Raw genomic sequence first — 16,945 nt, 5'->3', positions numbered from 1 at the left:
GCACCTGCACCAATTGACCCAGCGTGATGACTCCGCGCATTGAATCAACGTTGCACTTGGAATTGAATCCGCCCTATAGCAGATTGCGCTATAAGCTATCAAATTTGCAGCAATAGGGCTTGAACATCACGCTGGGAGTGCGTGCCCCAAGCGCGCCAACGCCCGTCAGCCCAGGCGGCGCAGTGCGTTCAGGATCAGCATGGCCCCGCTCAGAATGAGCAGCCCGCAGATGCAACGGCGCAGCGCCTCCGTCGGCACGCGGTGCGCCAGCGCATGGCCAGCCAGCACCGACACCACGGCCACCGGCAGCAGCACCAGCAGGCGCTGCCAGATCGCGCCGCTGGCCAGACGCCCGTCCACCGCCATCAGCGCAATCGCGCCCAGCGCCGCCACCATGATGATGGCGGGCGTAGATGCGCGCATGCCGCGCGCGTCCACACGCTGGCGCGCCAGCCAGGCCAGCACCAGCGGTCCGGCCGTGCCAAACAGGATCTCCACCAGACCCACACCTGCGCCATAGAGGGCGCCGAGCCAGCCGGGTGATGCCGCGGCAGCGCCAGCGACCAGTGGCCGCGCCCGGAGTGCCTGTGCGCCCACCCACACCACGTAGGCACCCAGCACGATCAGCGGCGCGGCCGACGTGGCGCGCTGCGCCAGCCACAGCCCCAGCAAGGCACCCAGCACCATGCCGGGCAGCAGGCGCCGCGCCTCGTCCCAACGCACCTCGCGCAAGTTCAGCCCGCCCATCAGCAGCGACGCCAGCACGTCGATCAGCAGCACCATGGGCACCACGTCGACCAGCGGCCAGCGCCAAGCCAGCAGCGGCACCGCGACCAGCGCTGAGCCGAAGCCTGTGAGGCCCAGCACCACGTAGCCCAGCGCGATCACCGCGGCGGGGTAAGCCCAATCCATCAACCAGGGAATCAGTGCGCTCATGCTGGGAGCACCGCGTCGCTGCGCGGCGCTTGCGAGGCGGACGCTTGCCAGCCGAGTCGGCGCGCTGGTCGCGCCCCGCTTCTCGCATCAATTTTCGAGCAAAACTGGCCGTTCGCCCTACAACCACCTGCGCAGACAGCTATGTTTTTTAAAGCATTCACCGAATCAATCAGCGGCACAGCTCGCGCGCCAGGGCGTTCACGCGATGCCCGGGCTGGGCCAATGCGTCAACGATGCTGAAATGGTTTAACCCCTTGATGGCGGCCGCGAGCGGCACACGCTCGCGCCCCCAGGTGTGCTGGATCAGGCGGTTCTGGCGCAGATACTCGCCACTCTCCTCCGCACCGACCACGGCCACGAACCGGCCGCGACCGGTGTAAGGCACACGCGCCGGGCTCACCTGCTGCACCTGCGCAGGCGTGAGCCGCAACACCTCTTGCAGGCTGGGCGTGTGCATGAGCGGCTCGACGTCGTACAGCCCCGACACGCCCATGCCGCGGCGCACCGCGCCCGCGGGCATGTCAGGGTCGATCAGCGGCCAGGCGCAGGCCATCATCATCGCCGCGAGGTTGCCGCCTGCCGAGTGCCCGATGACCACCAAGCGGCGCCGGTCGGCACGCAGGGCACGGGCGTGCCGCCAAGCCCAAGCCACGGACCGCGCCACTTGCAAGGTGATCTGCGGCAGGCTCGCCTGCGGGGCCAGCGGATAGTTGGGCACCACAACCGCCGCGCCCGCACCGTGCAACGCGCCAGCGACGAAGCTGTGCATCGATTTGTCCAGCGCCTTCCAGTACCCGCCATGCACAAACACCACCAGCGGCGAGCCGGCGCGGTGCGCAGGAAACGCGTCGAGTCGGCCGCGCGCGCCTTCACCGTAGGCGACATCCAGTTCGCATGCGATGCTGCGGCGAACCAGCGCCGACTCAGCCGCCCAGCGCGCAAAGTAGTCGCCGTGCTCGGGCACCCGCATGCGGTTGTTGTAACTGCGCTCCAGCCACTGGATATCGGGCGGTTCGCGGCGGGTAGGTACAGGGGTGCGGGCCATGAATCACGCTATTGTCGCAAAACGTGCTGACGGCGGTATCAGGAAATGGCGCACACCACATGCAGCCAATCCGCGAGAAAAAGTCGCCGCAACGCGGGCCAGCCACCGGCCAAGCCGCGCTAGAATGCGCTCAACCTTGTGGGGGGGTAGCTCAGCTGGGAGAGCGCCGCGTTCGCAATGCGGAGGTCGGGAGTTCGATCCTCCTCCTCTCCACCAACATGACCCAAAAAGCGGCTGTAGGCCGCTTTTTTTATGCACAAACGGGTGTCGGAAGAGCTTGCCAGTCCGATGCCGAGACGCCGCGTTGTCAAGCTGGCGCCCCAATCGGACGTGGTGCGCGGGGGGGGACTCGAACCCCCACACCCTTGCGGGCGTCAGGACCTAAACCTGGTGCGTCTACCAATTTCGCCACCCGCGCATCCTGTCTTCCGTCGCTTGCGTGCCACAGCAGGGTGGCGCCCAAGCGAAGAACCGCGGATTCTAACCCGGCGGCGCTCGTCGAAAGGTCGCGGCGGGCTTGATTCGCACCCACGCGCTGCCAGCCTTGGCGACCACGAACGAGCGCATCTTCAAGCTCAGCCGCGCCCGGCGCACAAGCTTGCGCTGCCCAGACACCTATCCCACCAACGGCGACAATCGGTTCGTGTCTTCGCCCACCTCTCCTGGATCCGCGCCGAGCGCCACGGTCGTGCCTGCCGCCGTCACGCATTACGAGAACTTTCCGGTCGCATCCTGGCTGTGCCCGCCGCACCTGCGCGCGCCCATCGCCGCCATCTACCACTTCGCGCGCACGGCGGACGACATCGCCGACGAGGGCACGGCCACGCCCGACGTGCGCCTGGCCGAGCTCGCCGCCTACCGCGCCGACCTGACCGCCGCGGCTCGCGGCAACGGCACATCAGCGCGCTGGCCGCAGGTGTTCGGCCCGCTGTCGCACGCCATCGCCCAGTTCAAGCTGCCCGAAGACCTGCTCGCCGACCTGCTCAGCGCGTTCATGCAGGACATCGCCTGGACGCGCGACGCCCGCGCCTACGCCGACCGCGCCGAGCTGCTGGACTACTGCCGCCGCTCGGCCAACCCGGTCGGTCGCCTGCTGCTGCACTTGTACGGCGTCACCGGCGCCACGGCGCTGGCCCAGAGCGACGCCATCTGCAGCGCGTTGCAGCTGATCAACTTCTGGCAGGACCTGTCGGTCGACCTACCGCGCGGGCGCTTCTACCTGCCCTTGGCCGACTGCGCCGCGCACGGACTGTCGCGCGAAGATTTCAAGCAATGCAAGCCCCTGGCCATACAACCACCTGCGCTACCAGCTATTGAGTTGGTAGCAGATGAAGTGCGCTGGGCACGCGAGTTGATGCAGTCTGGCGCGCCGCTGGTGCACACCCTGCCCGGCCGCGCCGGCTGGGAGCTGCGCCTGGTCGTGCAGGGCGGCCTGGCTATCCTGGACAAAATCGCCGCTCAGGGTTTCGACACCTTCAGCCGCCGGCCGACGGTCGGCAAGGCCGACGCGGCGCGGTTGTTGTGGCGGGCACTGTGGATGTAGCGCGGGTCGGGCTGCGTTAGCGCTTGCCGCAGTTCCGCATGTCCTCAACCTTCCGCCACAGCGCGCGCTTTTGTTCCTCGCTGATGGTGATGCTGCTGGCAGAAGTTTCAGCGTCGCGTATTTCTTGCGGCGTAGGACAGCGCTCAGCCTTGCGTGCAGACGGGCCGGCACTTGGCGTGGGCTCTCGACGTTGGATGGAATCGACAACACCATTCGTGGTGTAGACATACCAAGTCGCATCCTGGCGGTAGTACACCACCTGATTTTTTTGCGTCCCTGAATAGTTGCTTGCGTTGACCTGACTTGGCGCGCCCATGGCTTGCTGCAGCTGGGCTGTCGTCATTCCTACCAGCGGGTTTCCGGTGCGTATGGCTTCGGCCATCTCGTTATCACGTTTGAGTTTCGCTAGCCGTGCCTGCCCGTCGCTCGCCGTTGTTGGCGCTGCATGTCCGCTCGCGGGCTTGACGTTCATTGCGATTCCTCCCGTACAGGGGGTTTGCTGAATCACCGTCTTTCCCGCGCCGTCCGGGCATTTGTAGACCTGTGCATACACAGGTCCAGCACAGACCAACACCCCAGTCATGAATGCCAACAGCGATCGCATAGCGCCTCCTTTGTCACTCAATGTAACTCGACCGCTGTGCCAGGAACGTGCGCAATGTCACAGATCTGCGCCCCACCACAACTCGCCATGCGTTCGCCCCAACCTTGTAAACGCCACGCGAGGGCTTGCACCACGCGTCTGCCTGCCCCTGGGGATGCCGCGTCAGCAGCCCAGGGGGTGTTCTAATCCCCTTCGTGACCACGCCCCAAGACTACGTGCAAGAGAAAGCCGCCGCCTCGGGCAGCAGCTTTTACTACGCCTTCCTGTTCCTGCCGCCCGCGCGCCGGGCCGCGATCACGGCCTTCTATGCGTTCTGCCGCGAGGTGGATGACGTGGTCGACGAGGTCAGCGACCAAGGCGTCGCGGCGACCAAGCTGGCCTGGTGGGCCAAGGAAGTCACCGACGCTTACGCCGGCAAGCCCTCGCACCCGGTGATGCAGGCGTTGATGCCGTACACCAAGGAATTCAACATCGAGGCGCGCCAGCTGCATGCCGTGATCGAAGGCTGCCAGATGGACCTGACGCAGACGCGTTACCTGGACTACCCCGCGCTCAAGCGCTACTGCCATCTGGTAGCCGGCGAGGTGGGCGAGGTGTCGGCGCGCATCTTCGGCCAGACGCAGCCTGAAACCACGCAGTACGCCTGCACGCTGGGCCTGGCGTTTCAGCTCACCAACATCATCCGCGATGTGGGCGAAGACGCGCGGCGCGGCCGCATCTACCTGCCGATCGACGAGCTGCAGCGCTTTGACGTGAAGGCGCACGAGATCTTGAAGTGCGAGTATTCCGACCGCTTCGTGCAGCTGATGAAGTTTCAGGCCGCGCGCGCCCACGCGATGTACGACGAGGCGCTGGCCCTCCTGCCCGCCGCCGACCGGCGCAGCCAGAAGCCCGGCCTGATGATGGCCAGCATCTACCGCACCCTGCTGCGCGAGATCGAACGCAGCGACTTTTGCGTGCTGAACCAGCGCATCGCGCTGACGCCGCTGCGCAAGCTGTGGCTGGCGTGGAAGATGCAGGCACTAGGAAGGTTTTGAGGCTCCCCCTGAGTCGCCTACGGCGCCTTCCCCCTCTCTCTTCGGGAGGGGGACAACGCCGATGCCCGGCGCAGGTCCGGGCATGGCGTTCCCTAGTGCCGGCTGCTGCGCAGCGGCGGGGCGGTGTGATGCGGACGGCGCGCGCCTTCGCTGGGCGGATTTCTCTCATTTTCATAGCTGCCCGCGCAGTCGGTTCTAGGGCCAGAGGTCGATTTGTCTCAAGAATCTGATCCGCAGCGCATCGCCATCGTGGGCGGCGGCTGGGCCGGCATGGCGGCGGCGGTGCGCGCCGTGCAGGCGGGGCACGCGGTCACGGTTTTTGAAGCTGCGCGGCAGTTCGGCGGACGTGCGCGCGCGGTGCCGCTGATGCTGCCGGACGGGCGCACCGTCACGGTGGACAACGGCCAGCACATCCTGATCGGCGCGTACACCGAATGCCTGCGGCTGATGCGCGTGGTGGGCGTGAACCCGGACCAGGCGCTGTTGCGCTTGCCGCTCGCGCTCACCTTTCCCGACGGCAGCGGCCTCGCCCTGCCCGACTGGCCCGCGCCGTGGGACGCGGCGGCGGGCATCCTGCGCGCGCGCGGCTGGGGCTGGCGCGACAAGTGGGCGCTGCTGCGCACCGCCAGCGCCTGGCAGCGCGCGGGCTTCGAATGCGACGATCAGCTCAGCGTGGCGCAGCTGTGCGCGCCGCTGACCCCGCGGCTCAAAGACGGCTTCATCGAGCCGCTGTGCGTGTCCGCGCTGAACACCCCCATGGCGCAGGCCAGCGCGCGCGTGTTTTTGCGCGTGCTGCGCGATGCCATGTTCGGCGCCCGCGGCGGCTCCAACCTGCTGCTGCCGCGCACCGACTTGGGCACGCTGTTCCCCGACAGCGCGGCGCGCTGGCTGACTCAGCGAGGCGCGTTGATGCAACTCGGCGCCCGCGTCACCCGGCTCCAGCATGGCGCGCGCGGCTGGCAGATCGGCGGAGAACACTTTGACCGCGTGGTGATCGCCACTTCAGCACCGAATGCGGCGCAAACCTTACGGGAATCTGCGCAGGCAGCTCCTGATGTTGTAGCGCGCGCGATGCGCGACTGGGCCGGCGTGGCCGAAAGCCTGACCCACGAAGCCATCACCACGGTGTACGCGCAGGTGACACGCGATCACCCAAAGCCCGGTCCGCTGCTGCGTGCGCCCATGTTGGCGCTGCCGTCCAACGCCCACGCGCCCGCCCAGTTCGTGTTCGACCGCGACGCCATCACGCCCGCCGCCGAGCCCACGCGCCTGCTCGCCTTTGTCGTTAGCACCAGCCATGGCCCGCGCGACGCGCTGGCAGCCGGCGTCACCGCGCAAGCGCAAAGCCAACTCGGCCTGCGCGTGCAAGCGCTGGCGACCATCACCGACAAGCGCGCCACCTTCGCCTGCACGCCCAGCCTGCGCCGCCCACCTGCGCACATCGCACCCGGCCTCGTCGCTGTGGGGGACTACGTTGACGGCCCCTACCCCGCGACGCTGGAAGGCGCGGTGCTCAGCGCCGCCGCCGCGGCCTGATCGCCAGCGCCCCGGCCCGCGAAAAACCGCCAGCGCGTCCGCTAGAATCGGCGCTCCTCACCATGCGGGTGTCGTTCAATGGTAGGACTCTTGCTTCCCAAGCAAATAACGTGGGTTCGATTCCCATCACCCGCTCCATGGCCCTGCTGATCGCAGGGGGTCGCTGATGCGCCTGTGTCGCAATGCACCGCACCCATGAGCTTGCAGATACCTCCCCCATACGGCGCGCACTGGCAAGCCAGCCCGCGTTTGCGCCTGCGCGAGTTCGCCGCACACGATCTGGACGATGTGGTCCGCATGCACCAGGATCCGCGCGTGCGTGCGCAGCTGGTGGACGACCTGGCCTTGGACGACCCAGCGACCGCCGCCGGCTTTCTGGCCGGCATGCGCGCCTTCTATCGCCAGCACGAAGGGCGAGGCATCTGGTGCGCAGAGCGCGCCGTGCCACCCGACGCCGAATCGGTCGCTGAAGCGCGCGCTGCGTACGCCGACGGCGACATCGGCGACGAACTGCTGGCCATGGTCGAAGCGCCCAGTTGGGCTTTCTGCGGCTGGTTCAGTCTGGTCCACGTGATCGACGCACCCGAACAGATCGAAATCGGCTCCCGGCTGCAACCGGACGCCTGGGGCGGTTCGCTGGCACTGGACGGCGGCGAATGGCTTGTGCAACGCGCCTTCGCCGACCCGGCACGCAACGAAGTGTTTGGCTACTGCGACCCCGCCAACCGATCCGCCGCGCACTGCCTGCAAGTGCTCGGGTTCGAGCCCACTGGCCGCGCGCCGTACAACGGACGCACTGCCGCACAGTTCAGGCTGGAACGCGACCACTGGCGCGGATGGCAAGCGTTGCCACGCCGCGAGCGCGCACGCAGCATTCGGGGGATCGTTCCGTTCCCCTGATCAGCGAGCGAATTGGCGAAATGGTTCAACGCTGTACGGCCATGCTGCGCTCAACGAAACCTCATCACCGGAACTTGATGCCTGTCGATGTGAACTCCACGTTGTCGGGCTCCACGCTCAACACCGCACGATACACACGCGCACCAACCTGCTTGAGCTCAGCCGCATCGCTCGCCTTTCCCGATTTCTGGACCTCTTGCTGAAGCATTTGCAGCAGCATGCCGACGCCAACACCTTTCTGGTAGGAATTGCGCTTTTCCGTCGTCTTGCCTTCAAACAACTCCGGTTTGGAGCGCAGGTAGGCAGCCACTTGCTCGACGGTGGGCTTGACGTACTTATCCGGAAAAGGCTTGTTGTAGTAGGCCGCATATCCCCCTGCCAGCAAGGCAACCACACCCGTTGCCACATTCTCTTTAGGCACGCCGTAGAGCTTTTCCACGTTGTCGTTGAACGAGCCGACAATCTGCGTCAGCGCTTGCCGGGCCTGCTTGCGTTGCTCCGGCGGAAACCGCTGGGCCATCTCGTCAATGGCCTGTTCGTCGATGAATCGACCGTTGACGACCCGCTGGGCGCCCGTCCACAGAATGTCCGTCTTCACGCTCCGACCGCTGCTTTTCGCAGTAGATGTGCCGGGCTTCATGTCTTTTTTGGCCTGAGTCATGGCCCGGTTGTAAGCGTCTTGCCGCAGCCATTGCTCATTGAAATCGATGGTGAACCCCTCGCTGGTCCAGGCGTGGGCCTGGCTGGCGGCAAGCGAGAGCGCGAGGAAAAATGCTGACACAACTTTCATGAACTTAACTCCAGCCCGCTCTTGATCGGGCTTTGCATTGGCGAACACGATCTTGCAGCAGGCAAAAAAAAGGCAGACCGCAGTCTGCCTCTTTCTTGTCGCAAACTTGTTACTGCTTGCGTGCGACACCCGACAGCGCTTCACCGATCGACTTCAGCAGCGTCGACACCGTTTCGCTGATCAGCTTCATCTCCTGCGCTGCACCCTGCAGCTCAGTCTGCGCCTTGGTCATCTCGGCCGCCAGTTTCTGCTTCTCGTTCTCGATCTTCTTGTTCCCTTCTTCGTCCTTGCTATCCACACCTTCGGCTTTCTTGGCCAGCTCAGACTGCTTGTCGGCAACGTTGCTGACCTCTTGCGACAGCTTGACAACTTCCGCCGTCTTCGCGCCGTACACCTTGCCCATGGCTTCGGCGATCGCAGCAAACCAGCTTTGAGCAGACTTCTTGCCACCCTTGCATTTTTCGTCAGAGGTAGATTCCTTGGTCGCGTCGCTGGTGTTCTTTTCCAGGATATCGCGAACCTTTTCCAGCAATTGGTCGGTGAGCTTCTTGATTTCCTTGAGGGAATCGTCCTTCGTCACCTCGTCCAGTTTGCCCTGCACTGCAGGATCCACTTCTTTACGGCACTTGTTCACCGCTTCGTCGATCGCCTTGTTCACCGCGTCGCGGATGAACTTGGGCATACCGTCTTCCTTGTGAAGCGTATTCATCGCTTCCTTGCCCGAATTGCCGAGGATGCTCGACATCAGATTGGCTGTCGCGTTCAGGACGTTGGCAGGGGAAAAACCTTCCATCGCCTTGCCGATACCTGATGCACCGCCAGCACCGCCGCCACCAAGGATACTGCTGATCAGGTTGCCCAACAGGCCACCACCGCCCAGCAGGCCACCCAACAGACCGCCAGCGCCGCCGCCAGTCACGACACTTGCTACAACTCCAACTGCTGCACCCATTTTTCGCTCCTTCGTTGACCCGGTCGGGTCGAGTTGATGATTCAAGGCTGTGCGCATCGCAGGGATCATTCCCCGCCGTGCGACCAAGCAACTCATGAAGACGGAATCACTTGATGGGTGCTATTGAATCGGGTGCGAGAGCGCTTGCCCATTCAGGGCGTTACCAGCTAGTAATCGAACCAGCTAGTAACGTTACCTATAGGGATCTTGGTTCAAGCCTGCGCAGGCAGCCAAATCACTATCAATAAAGGAGCTTCCAGCGCAAGCTGGGAGCCGGCCGAAAGCACATTTAACGCTGAAATCAGACGCTGACGTTCTGGTGCAACGCCATGCGCGTCAGGTGGACCACCGATTCGGCCTGCATCTTGGCCATGACGCGGCTGCGGTGCAATTCGACGGTCTTGGTGCTGATATCCAGCTCGCGCGCGATCACCTTGCTGATCTTGCCCTCGACCACCCCCTGCATCACCTGCAGCTCACGCGGGCTGAGCAAGGCGTAGCGGCGTTGGTACTCGGCGCAGGTGCCGCTGGGCACGTCGGCGGCGGTCACAGGGGCCGTCAGCACCGGGTCGGACGCGGGCGGCTGGGCGGCGCTTTCAAAAGCGCGGGTCAGTGCCGATTCCAGCGCGCTGTCCTGAAACGGTTTTTCCAGAAAGGTGACGGCGCCCTTTTCCATGGCCTGCACGGCCAGGGGCACGTCGCCATGGCCCGTCATGTAGACGATGGGCAGGGACGGGCGAGCCTGCGGGCCCGTTACACCGGCTTCGATCAGTGCGTCGTGCACCTGCAGCCCGGTCATCGTGGGCATGCGCACGTCCAGCAGCAGGCAGGCGTGGCTCAGGGCCTGGGCGTCCAGCGCCTTCAGTGCGTCGATGGCCGTCTGCGCGTCCCCAAAGTCCACCACCTCGTAGCCCGCGCCGCTCAGCCACCACTTGGCAGTAGCCCGAAAGTCGTCGTTGTCGTCCAGCAGGTACAACGTGCGGGGGGTGGAGGCGGCGGTATTCATGCAACAGTGGAGTCTGAATCCATAAAGCGCGGCAGTTGGCGGGCTTCCTCGCCCTGAACCAGCGGCAGCGCCACGTGAAAGGTGCAGCCGCGCCCGGTATTGGGGGTGTACCACAGCCGGCCCTGGTGCAACTCGATCAGGCTGCGGCAGATGTTTAGCCCAATGCCCATGCCGGTCGGCTTGGTCGAATAGAACGGCATGAACAGCTGCGCCGCGCCCTCGTCGTCAATGCCGATGCCAGTATCCGCAATGGCGATCTCGATCTGCCCGCCTGCGCGGTCGACGCGGCTGGTGATCTGCAACCGCCGCTGCCCAGCCGGTGTGTCGCTCATGGCATCAATGCCGTTGCGCAGGAGGTTGACCAGCACCTGCTGCAGCATCACACCGTCGCCCGCCACCGCGGCGGCGCTGTCTTGGTCCTGGCTGAGCGCCAGCTCCAGCGTTAGTTGGACGCCATGGCGGCCCAGGTCCCAGTCCAGCAGGGTCAGGCTGTTGTGCAGCAGGGCGTGCAGGTCCACCCGCTCGCGCCGCGGCTGGCGCGACTGCGTGTAGTCGCGGATACGGCCGATGATGCGCGCGGCGTACTGCACCTGGTCCAGCGCCAGCTGCACGCCTTGCTCCAGCATCGGCAGCGCGCCGGGCTGCGGCTGGGCGATGGTGGCGGTGATGCGCGCCTTCAGCCCACGCAACACGTTGGTCACGGCGCCCAGCGGCTGGTTCAGCTCATGCGCCAGCGTCGTCGCCATCTCGCCCACGGCCACGCTGCGCGACGTGAACAACAGGCGCTCGCGGTCTTCCAGGTGGCGGCGCGTGGCGCGGTCGTGGGCCGGTCCATCGGCCGCGGCACCATCGGCCGTCGGACGCAGGCGCAGCGCCAGCGCGCCGTCGGGCAGGCGGCGCAGGCTCGCGAGCAGCAAGGTGGCCTGCGCGCCATCGCCTGCCTGCAGTTGCACAGCGCCATCCCAGGCGGCTTGCCGAGCACCGCCATTCGACAACGCCGCCACCCCTTGTGCCAGCCCAACCAGACGCGCGCACAGCGCGGTCAGAGCAGGCTCTGCATGCGCTTCGGGCAGCGCTAGCAGCGCTGCAAACGCCGGGCTGCACCAACTGAGCGCAGACGTCGCATCGGGCGGCAACAGCGCCATCACCTCGTCAAAAGCGTCCCACAGCGCGGCCGGCGGAGTCGACGAGGCCTTACGGGTCCGCGTGCCGCCCGCGCCAGGGGATTTTTTGGCCACAGGAGACGTCATTGGCTGGCCCTTGGTCATGCAGACGCCTGCGCGGCACGGGTGCGTGGCGCACTGCCCAGCGCCAATGCAGCGCTCAGCGGCGACCGGATGGCAGTCGACGGTTTCACCGCCCCCCGACCACGGCGCTTTGCGCGCCCATGCCGTCCAGCGGCACCGGCACGCGCAGCACCATCATCGTCCACTGGCGGCCCATCAGGCGGCGCAGGCGCCGCGGCTCAACCACGGTGATGTACTCGCCCACCGCCACCGGCGTGTCGTCGTGCGCGTCGCCCGCCAGCACCAGCCGCGGCGTATGCCGGTCAGGTTGCGACGCCGCCACCTGCCAGCGACCTTCGCCGTCCACCCACTGGCGCAGGCGCCAATGGCGCCAGTCCAGATCGGCCGGCAGCGTGGCCGACCAGCGCGCCGCCAGTGGCCACGCGCGGCCGCGCGCACCTGCTGCGTGCACCTTGCCAGGGTCGTCCGCCGCCTCCGGCCACAACATGTGCCCAATCAGCCGAAGATGCGTCTTGTCTGGCGGCGCCAGCACCAGCACACGGCGGCCCAGGGCCAGCTCGCGCAGCAACGCCGCCTGGTCGTTGGCCTGCAACCAGACGTGCAGTGCGCGGTAGTGCTGCGCTGCGGCCTCGGCCGCCGTCAGCGCAGCGCCGTCTTCGTCCGGAGCAGCGTCTGCCGCGTGGTGCTGACCGTCTTCCTCGTCTCCCAGCGCGTCCCAGAAGTCCTCGTCTTCCATCTCGGGCTGCTGCGAGCGCGGGGTGAACTTGTCCACCTTCTCGACACGGTCGTGCGACCCGCGCTTGCGCAGTTTGGGGGCCATTGCCAGCGTGGCAGCCAGCTCGCGCGGCATCACCGCCGCGCCCGCCGCCTGCGCCAATTGCGCGGCTTCGCCCGTCTTGCTGCCCTGCGCCAGTTGGCCCGTGCGTGGAACTTGGCCCAGCGTCGGCGCGGCCTGCCCCGGCAATGCACCGCGCGCACCTTGTGACGCGATCTGCGCCCCCGCTGCACCCACCCCTTGCGCCTGCGCCGCCGCGCGACCCTGCGCGCCGGCCGCCACCGCCGTGCCGCGTTGACCCTGCGCCGCGTTGGGTGTCTGTTGCAAGGCCTGCGCCTGCGCCAGACGGCTGGCGCGCAACGCCAATTGCCCTTCCGCCAAGGCCATGGCCGCGCCGCCCGCCGTCATCTGCCCGGCCATCGCACGGCCCAGCGTCAGCGCCAGCGCCGACTGCGCCATGGCCACCGCCTGGGCGTTGCCCGAAGTGGCTCGGGCCGCCGCGTTGGCCAGCGCCATCTGGTTGGCCGTCAACTGCCCCTGAGCCTGCGCCGCCGTGGCGCGCTGGGCGGCGTTCACCGCCTGCGCTTGGGACTGGGTCAAAGCCGACTGCGATTGCGCCGCCGCAGCAGCCGCCTGGGCACGCGGGTCGGCCACCGCCGCCGCGATCTGCTGCGGCGTGGGCGCCTGCGGTAGCACGGCCGCGCGCACCGTGGCGCCAGGCGATTGCGGTGCCGTGGCCGCGTTGGTCGTCGTTGCCGCCTGAGCCGCCGTCGCACCACCGAAAGGCTGCGTCACGCTGCCCTGGGCGGTGATCGTCGTCGCCTGGCCCGCCAGCGTGGTGGCCGGCGCCAACAATTGCCCCACGCCCGCCTGCACGGCCGACGTCAAGCCATTGACGGCGTTGACCAACGGCGACCCGGTCAGGGTGGTGGTTTGCGGCCCTACATGGTGGACGGGTGGGCTTTGTGGCGACCCGTTTTGCCCTCCTGTAGGGACAAACTGATTGACCTGCTGCGCCGTGGTCTGTGGCGTGCCCGTGGCCGGAACCCGTGGCGTGCCGGCTTGCTGCGACGCCTGCCCGTAGGGAGGGCCTCCTCGGACGGCATCTAGGTAATTGAAAGGGCCACCGCCAGTGATGACTGAATTACCAAAGACCGCGCCCGTTAAGTCCCTTCCCAGACCGACGCCACTGGTTCGGCCGGCGCCAGGCCCCCCGGAACCAGCGCCCTGACCCATTCCGCCCAGGCCATTGTTGCGGCCGACGCCCATGCCGCCGCCCATGTTCCCTTTGTCGCCCGGCACAACCTGTTGGGCATTTCCGCTTTGGCCCTGAACGCCGTCCTCAACTCGTTCGCCTCCGTCTTCACGATCCCGGTTGGGTCGCACCTTACCCTCAGTATGGTCGATGGTTTCGGCGGGATCCTTTCCGGCGCCAATGGCCGCATCGGGGGCAACCTGCCCCTCGCCCCGGTCCGCCTCCAAGATGGGATCTTTCCCATTGCCTGCGGTCTGATCTTCAACTGACGGCTCAGGCTTCGGTCCCGGCGATGGTTGCTGAATGCCCCCAGCGTCGAGAGCCGTTGTCGACGTTGCGCCCGTTACGCCTCGACTCATGCCTCGTCACCCAGCCGCAAGAACCTCAAACCCACGTTACGTCAGAAGTTGTGGCGCATGCCGATGCCGTAGTTGTTGCCCTTGTCAAAGCGCACGTAGTTGGCGTAGACAAAAGTGCGCTTGGAAAACGCGTAGCGCCCTTCAACCAGACCGTTGGTGCGCTTCTCGCCTTTGTACTTCACGCCATTGACCGCGTAATCGACTTTGGTTTCACGCGCCACGTCAACCAAAATGCTCGCGGCGCCAAAGTTGACCTTACCACCCAGAGAGAACCCACGTCCACGCGACACTGCACCCGGAATTTGCGCACCCGTGGTGTCGTCAAAATAGATGCCGTTGGCGGAGTTGTGGTAGCCAGCGGCCAACGCGAACATGCCGAACTGGTACTGCGCGCCCAAAGCATAGTTGGCCTTGAGGCTCTTGGTCTTGTTGTACGACACGCCAGCGCGCAGCGGACCATTGATGTAACTCAAGCCCAGATCGACCTTGGCGTTGCCGCCGTTGTCAGACTTGAAGACATAACCCAATTCGGCGGCAAACCCGCCGAAGTTCGGCGTCTTGTAACTGATCTGGCTGCGGTTGCGTCGCTCGGCCTCGCCTCCAACGGGACCAAAAGTATTGATCGCGATGGAGTTGTTTGCCCCGCCCGTTAGTTCCCAAGCTGCCAGAGCGTTGTAGCTGGGGGTATAAGCGCGGCCCAAACGGAACGTACCCCAATTGCCACCCAGCCACAGGTTGGCCTGACGCTGCCATGAGGAATTGGTCAAGTTGGTCGATTTATCGTCTGTGCTGCCATCGCGCAGGTTAATGCCCTGCTCAAATTGGAAGCCAGCCTTCAGCCCCCCGCCCAAGTCTTCCGTGCCGCGAAAGCCCAAAAAACTGTCGCTGGTGTTGACAAAGGTGTTGGCCTGCATGCGCACCTTACCGCCTGCCAGCTTGCCCACGCCCGCATCCGCCGTCCCATACAGCGTCACCGAAGATTGCGCGAAGGCGCCGGTGCTGGCAGCCAGCACGGCGAGGGAAATCAGGGTCTTTTTCATGGCGGAAATTCCTCAGAAATGTTTCTTAAGTGATTGATATGTAAGTGAAAGTTGTCCGCCAAATGCCTTGGGGAAACCGACCCGACGATTGAACCAAACTCTGCCCACATCACCAACCCGAGCGTGACAAAGTTGGTGAAATAACGACAAGTTCTGGCCTCTTTTGTTCCGACACCCATGCTGCGTCACGCCACTAGATTCAGCGCCGCCGGGCCAAACTTGGCAGCACCACGTCCAACGGGCGGTGCTGAGCCGCGGCCACTTTGTAGCCGACGTCCCCCGCCGCTTTCATTTTGTTCTGGCTCCCTGACCGCGTGTGGGTGGCTCCAACAGCCGCTGCCAAAGGCCTGGGCGCCCAGAGCAGCGGCCTGGAAAAAGTCCGCTTACCCGTTGGCGCCAGATCACGGGCACGGCTCTGCCGCTGCAGCGCCGAAGCATTCAACCCAGCGCTTGCTGCGTTGCACGCCACTTGCCCAGTCCTAGGCCAACGCCCCGACCGTCGCCACCCACCGGCCGAGCCGCCGCGGGCCAGTTCCAACCGCCCCACGCCGCCCGGCGATGCCTCAAGTGTGCCCACCAACGGCGCAGCGCAACAGTCGTAGCGTTCCCAGCTGGGCAAAAGCACAGTATCGCTCTTGTTTTGGTAGCTGATCGCGCAGATTTAATTAGGGCTACAGGCTGAAAGGGCTTGAAGGCAGCTTTCGGGCGCTGCCGGAACAACCACCTGCACCCATTGCCAATCACGCGGCCCACGCGGGATCGGCGGGCGTGAAACCCTGGCTCTGGCGCCATGGTCTTGCTACCTCTGGCGGGCGCCAAGCCGCGCCTTCCCTATTTGCCGACCCCTTGGCTCGTCTCTGCTACGTCCTTCTTGCCCGTCGGTCGTCCACCAGGTGCAGTTGGGTTCGCCCGGCGATGACGCCGAATTTGACCTCCTGCCAGACGAAATAGGCGCGCCCAGCTTGGGTCGTCAGCGTGAGGGTGTCCGCGTTTTCGGCCTTGGACGTGATGGTGTGCTTGCCGGGGGTTGACTACCCTGTACAGGTAAGTCTTGGAGCCGGCGGCACCGATGGGCTACCTGTCGCATCCCCGACGATTGCATTGACCCAAAGCGCTATCCCCTCTTCATGGCCAAAGCGGTCTTGCAGGGGTTGATAGAGTCCTTGCAATCCAACCGGGGAGCGACGCCATGCTGATAGCCCTGCACAAGAACGCCCGCACCACGCCCGCCGTGCGTGCCGAGATCGCTGCCAGTGACGAGCCAGCCTGTGTGCTGGCCCAGCGCTTTGGCATCACCGAGCAGACGGTCTACAAGTGGAAGAAGCGCAAGGTCTTCGGCGACCGCTCGCACACGGCCCATCGTCTGCAGACGGTGCTGACGCCCGCGCAAGAGGCCGTGGTGGTTCATCTGCGGCGCACCCTGCTGCTGCCCCTGGATGACTTGTTGGCTGTCACGCGCGAGTTCATTTGTCCCCATGTCTCACGCTCGGGCCTGGATCGGTGGCCAGGACGTGCCGCAGGCCAAGCGCCGCTTCGATTTGCGCTGGCAGCCGCCGATCCCGGTCAATTTTCCGGAGGTGTCGGCACCACCCACCACGGAGCACAAGGTGCGCTGATGATCGGTGAAGACCTCAAAGCTTGCCGCGATTGACGCGGGCCTGGGCTGAATAGCTTGGAATCCGAAAGTTACCCCTCGTAGCATTTGAATTTTGATGCGCGCTCCACCCCTCGATGGGCGCCAAATGACTAAGACCACCCCTAGCGCAGCACTGGTTTTTGCGGCAGCGATGCTTGGGCTGCTGCCGGTTTCGTGGACACCGGCCTAAGCTTTTTGAGCTTTCTCGAACTGAATCGCCCCGGGTTTCGAGGAGGCTCAAAACTCTGAGAGGATTGAGCCATGAGCAAGTCGAACAAGTTCTC

At 65.5% G+C, this 16,945-nt stretch carries 14 protein-coding genes, 3 tRNA genes and 2 pseudogenes; 8 read left to right on the top strand and 11 right to left on the bottom strand.

All coding sequences use genetic code 11. The features are described from left to right. Nucleotides 1-165: 165 nt before the first annotated feature. A complete protein-coding gene (locus tag FVQ98_RS18820) occupies nucleotides 166-936 on the bottom strand; it encodes a sulfite exporter TauE/SafE family protein (RefSeq protein WP_255507861.1) in 771 nt (256 codons plus the stop codon). 169 nt (nucleotides 937-1,105) lie between these two features. Next, a complete protein-coding gene (locus FVQ98_RS18815) occupies nucleotides 1,106-1,981 on the bottom strand; it encodes an alpha/beta hydrolase (protein ID WP_147914989.1) in 876 nt (291 codons plus the stop codon). A 140-nt stretch (nucleotides 1,982-2,121) separates the two neighbouring features. On the opposite strand from FVQ98_RS18815, the gene FVQ98_RS18810 reads away from it, so the two are divergent. Then, nucleotides 2,122-2,197, top strand: a tRNA-Ala gene (locus tag FVQ98_RS18810). A 115-nt stretch (nucleotides 2,198-2,312) separates the two neighbouring features. On the opposite strand, the gene FVQ98_RS18805 is transcribed toward FVQ98_RS18810, so the two are convergent. Further along, nucleotides 2,313-2,399: transfer RNA gene (locus FVQ98_RS18805), tRNA-Leu, on the bottom strand. Nucleotides 2,400-2,624: 225 nt separating this feature from the next. Between FVQ98_RS18805 and hpnC the strand changes: the two genes are divergently transcribed. Next, the gene (gene hpnC, locus FVQ98_RS18800; protein ID WP_370512993.1) at nucleotides 2,625-3,524 is read left to right on the top strand and encodes a squalene synthase HpnC; all 900 of its coding nucleotides are present in this window, start codon (nucleotides 2,625-2,627) and stop codon (nucleotides 3,522-3,524) included. A 16-nt stretch (nucleotides 3,525-3,540) separates the two neighbouring features. On the opposite strand, the gene FVQ98_RS18795 is transcribed toward hpnC, so the two are convergent. Together FVQ98_RS18795 and FVQ98_RS20370 are read right to left on the bottom strand one after the other, a co-directional pair. Beyond that, nucleotides 3,541-3,996: a hypothetical protein gene (locus tag FVQ98_RS18795; RefSeq protein ID WP_187265808.1), complete on the bottom strand. Its 456-nt coding sequence runs from the start codon at nucleotides 3,994-3,996 to the stop codon at nucleotides 3,541-3,543. Nucleotides 3,997-4,008: 12 nt separating this feature from the next. Next, a pseudogene (locus tag FVQ98_RS20370) lies at nucleotides 4,009-4,107 on the bottom strand (DUF4124 domain-containing protein); the annotation flags it as partial. Between the two features lie 215 nt (nucleotides 4,108-4,322). On the opposite strand from FVQ98_RS20370, the gene hpnD reads away from it, so the two are divergent. From hpnD to FVQ98_RS18775, 4 genes are all read left to right on the top strand, one after another. After that, nucleotides 4,323-5,165 (top strand): presqualene diphosphate synthase HpnD, encoded by an 843-nt coding sequence (hpnD, locus tag FVQ98_RS18790; RefSeq protein ID WP_147914987.1) that lies wholly within the window; start codon nucleotides 4,323-4,325, stop codon nucleotides 5,163-5,165. A gap of 213 nt (nucleotides 5,166-5,378) precedes the next feature. After that, nucleotides 5,379-6,701 (top strand): hydroxysqualene dehydroxylase HpnE, encoded by a 1,323-nt coding sequence (hpnE, locus tag FVQ98_RS18785; RefSeq protein WP_255507860.1) that lies wholly within the window; start codon nucleotides 5,379-5,381, stop codon nucleotides 6,699-6,701. A 64-nt stretch (nucleotides 6,702-6,765) separates the two neighbouring features. Next, a tRNA-Gly gene (locus tag FVQ98_RS18780) sits at nucleotides 6,766-6,839 on the top strand. Between the two features lie 57 nt (nucleotides 6,840-6,896). Further along, nucleotides 6,897-7,601, top strand: a complete 705-nt coding sequence (locus FVQ98_RS18775; RefSeq protein ID WP_147914986.1) for a GNAT family N-acetyltransferase — start codon at nucleotides 6,897-6,899, stop codon at nucleotides 7,599-7,601. A gap of 64 nt (nucleotides 7,602-7,665) precedes the next feature. Here FVQ98_RS18775 and FVQ98_RS18770 read toward each other — a convergent pair whose 3' ends face one another. The 5 genes from FVQ98_RS18770 to FVQ98_RS18745 all read right to left on the bottom strand — a co-directional run bounded on the left by FVQ98_RS18770 (nucleotide 7,666) and on the right by FVQ98_RS18745 (nucleotide 13,280). Further along, nucleotides 7,666-8,391 (bottom strand): DUF6683 family protein, encoded by a 726-nt coding sequence (locus tag FVQ98_RS18770; protein ID WP_147914985.1) that lies wholly within the window; start codon nucleotides 8,389-8,391, stop codon nucleotides 7,666-7,668. A gap of 109 nt (nucleotides 8,392-8,500) precedes the next feature. Continuing rightward, on the bottom strand, nucleotides 8,501-9,388 hold the full coding sequence (locus tag FVQ98_RS18765) for a hypothetical protein (protein WP_187265807.1): 888 nt from the start codon (nucleotides 9,386-9,388) through the stop codon (nucleotides 8,501-8,503). 256 nt (nucleotides 9,389-9,644) lie between these two features. Next, complete coding sequence (locus FVQ98_RS18755; protein WP_147914982.1) at nucleotides 9,645-10,349, bottom strand: response regulator transcription factor; 705 nt, start codon at nucleotides 10,347-10,349, stop codon at nucleotides 9,645-9,647. After that, nucleotides 10,346-11,599: a sensor histidine kinase gene (locus FVQ98_RS18750; protein ID WP_187265806.1), complete on the bottom strand. Its 1,254-nt coding sequence runs from the start codon at nucleotides 11,597-11,599 to the stop codon at nucleotides 10,346-10,348. The genes FVQ98_RS18755 and FVQ98_RS18750 overlap by 4 nt, the downstream gene beginning before the upstream one ends. A 103-nt stretch (nucleotides 11,600-11,702) precedes the next feature. Next, nucleotides 11,703-13,280, bottom strand: a complete 1,578-nt coding sequence (locus FVQ98_RS18745) for a hypothetical protein (protein ID WP_147914980.1) — start codon at nucleotides 13,278-13,280, stop codon at nucleotides 11,703-11,705. Nucleotides 13,281-13,679: 399 nt separating this feature from the next. Here FVQ98_RS18745 and FVQ98_RS18740 point away from each other — a divergent pair, with 399 nt between their 5' ends. Continuing rightward, complete coding sequence (locus FVQ98_RS18740; protein ID WP_187265805.1) at nucleotides 13,680-13,895, top strand: hypothetical protein; 216 nt, start codon at nucleotides 13,680-13,682, stop codon at nucleotides 13,893-13,895. Nucleotides 13,896-14,026: 131 nt separating this feature from the next. Here the strand turns inward: FVQ98_RS18740 and FVQ98_RS18735 are convergent, their stop codons facing one another. Further along, nucleotides 14,027-15,025, bottom strand: coding sequence for a porin (locus FVQ98_RS18735; protein WP_147914978.1), 999 nt, complete (start codon nucleotides 15,023-15,025; stop codon nucleotides 14,027-14,029). 1,189 nt (nucleotides 15,026-16,214) lie between these two features. On the opposite strand from FVQ98_RS18735, the pseudogene FVQ98_RS18730 reads away from it, so the two are divergent. Further along, nucleotides 16,215-16,526 (top strand): annotated as a pseudogene (locus tag FVQ98_RS18730) (IS481 family transposase); the annotation flags it as partial. Nucleotides 16,527-16,945: the final 419 nt, after the last annotated feature.

This window comes from Ottowia flava (assembly GCF_008017535.1).
In the GTDB taxonomy this organism is placed as follows: Bacteria; Pseudomonadota; Gammaproteobacteria; order Burkholderiales; family Burkholderiaceae_C; genus Ottowia; species Ottowia flava.
Note: the sequence above shows the minus strand (reverse complement) of the source record. Positions and strands in the feature narration are given on the sequence as shown.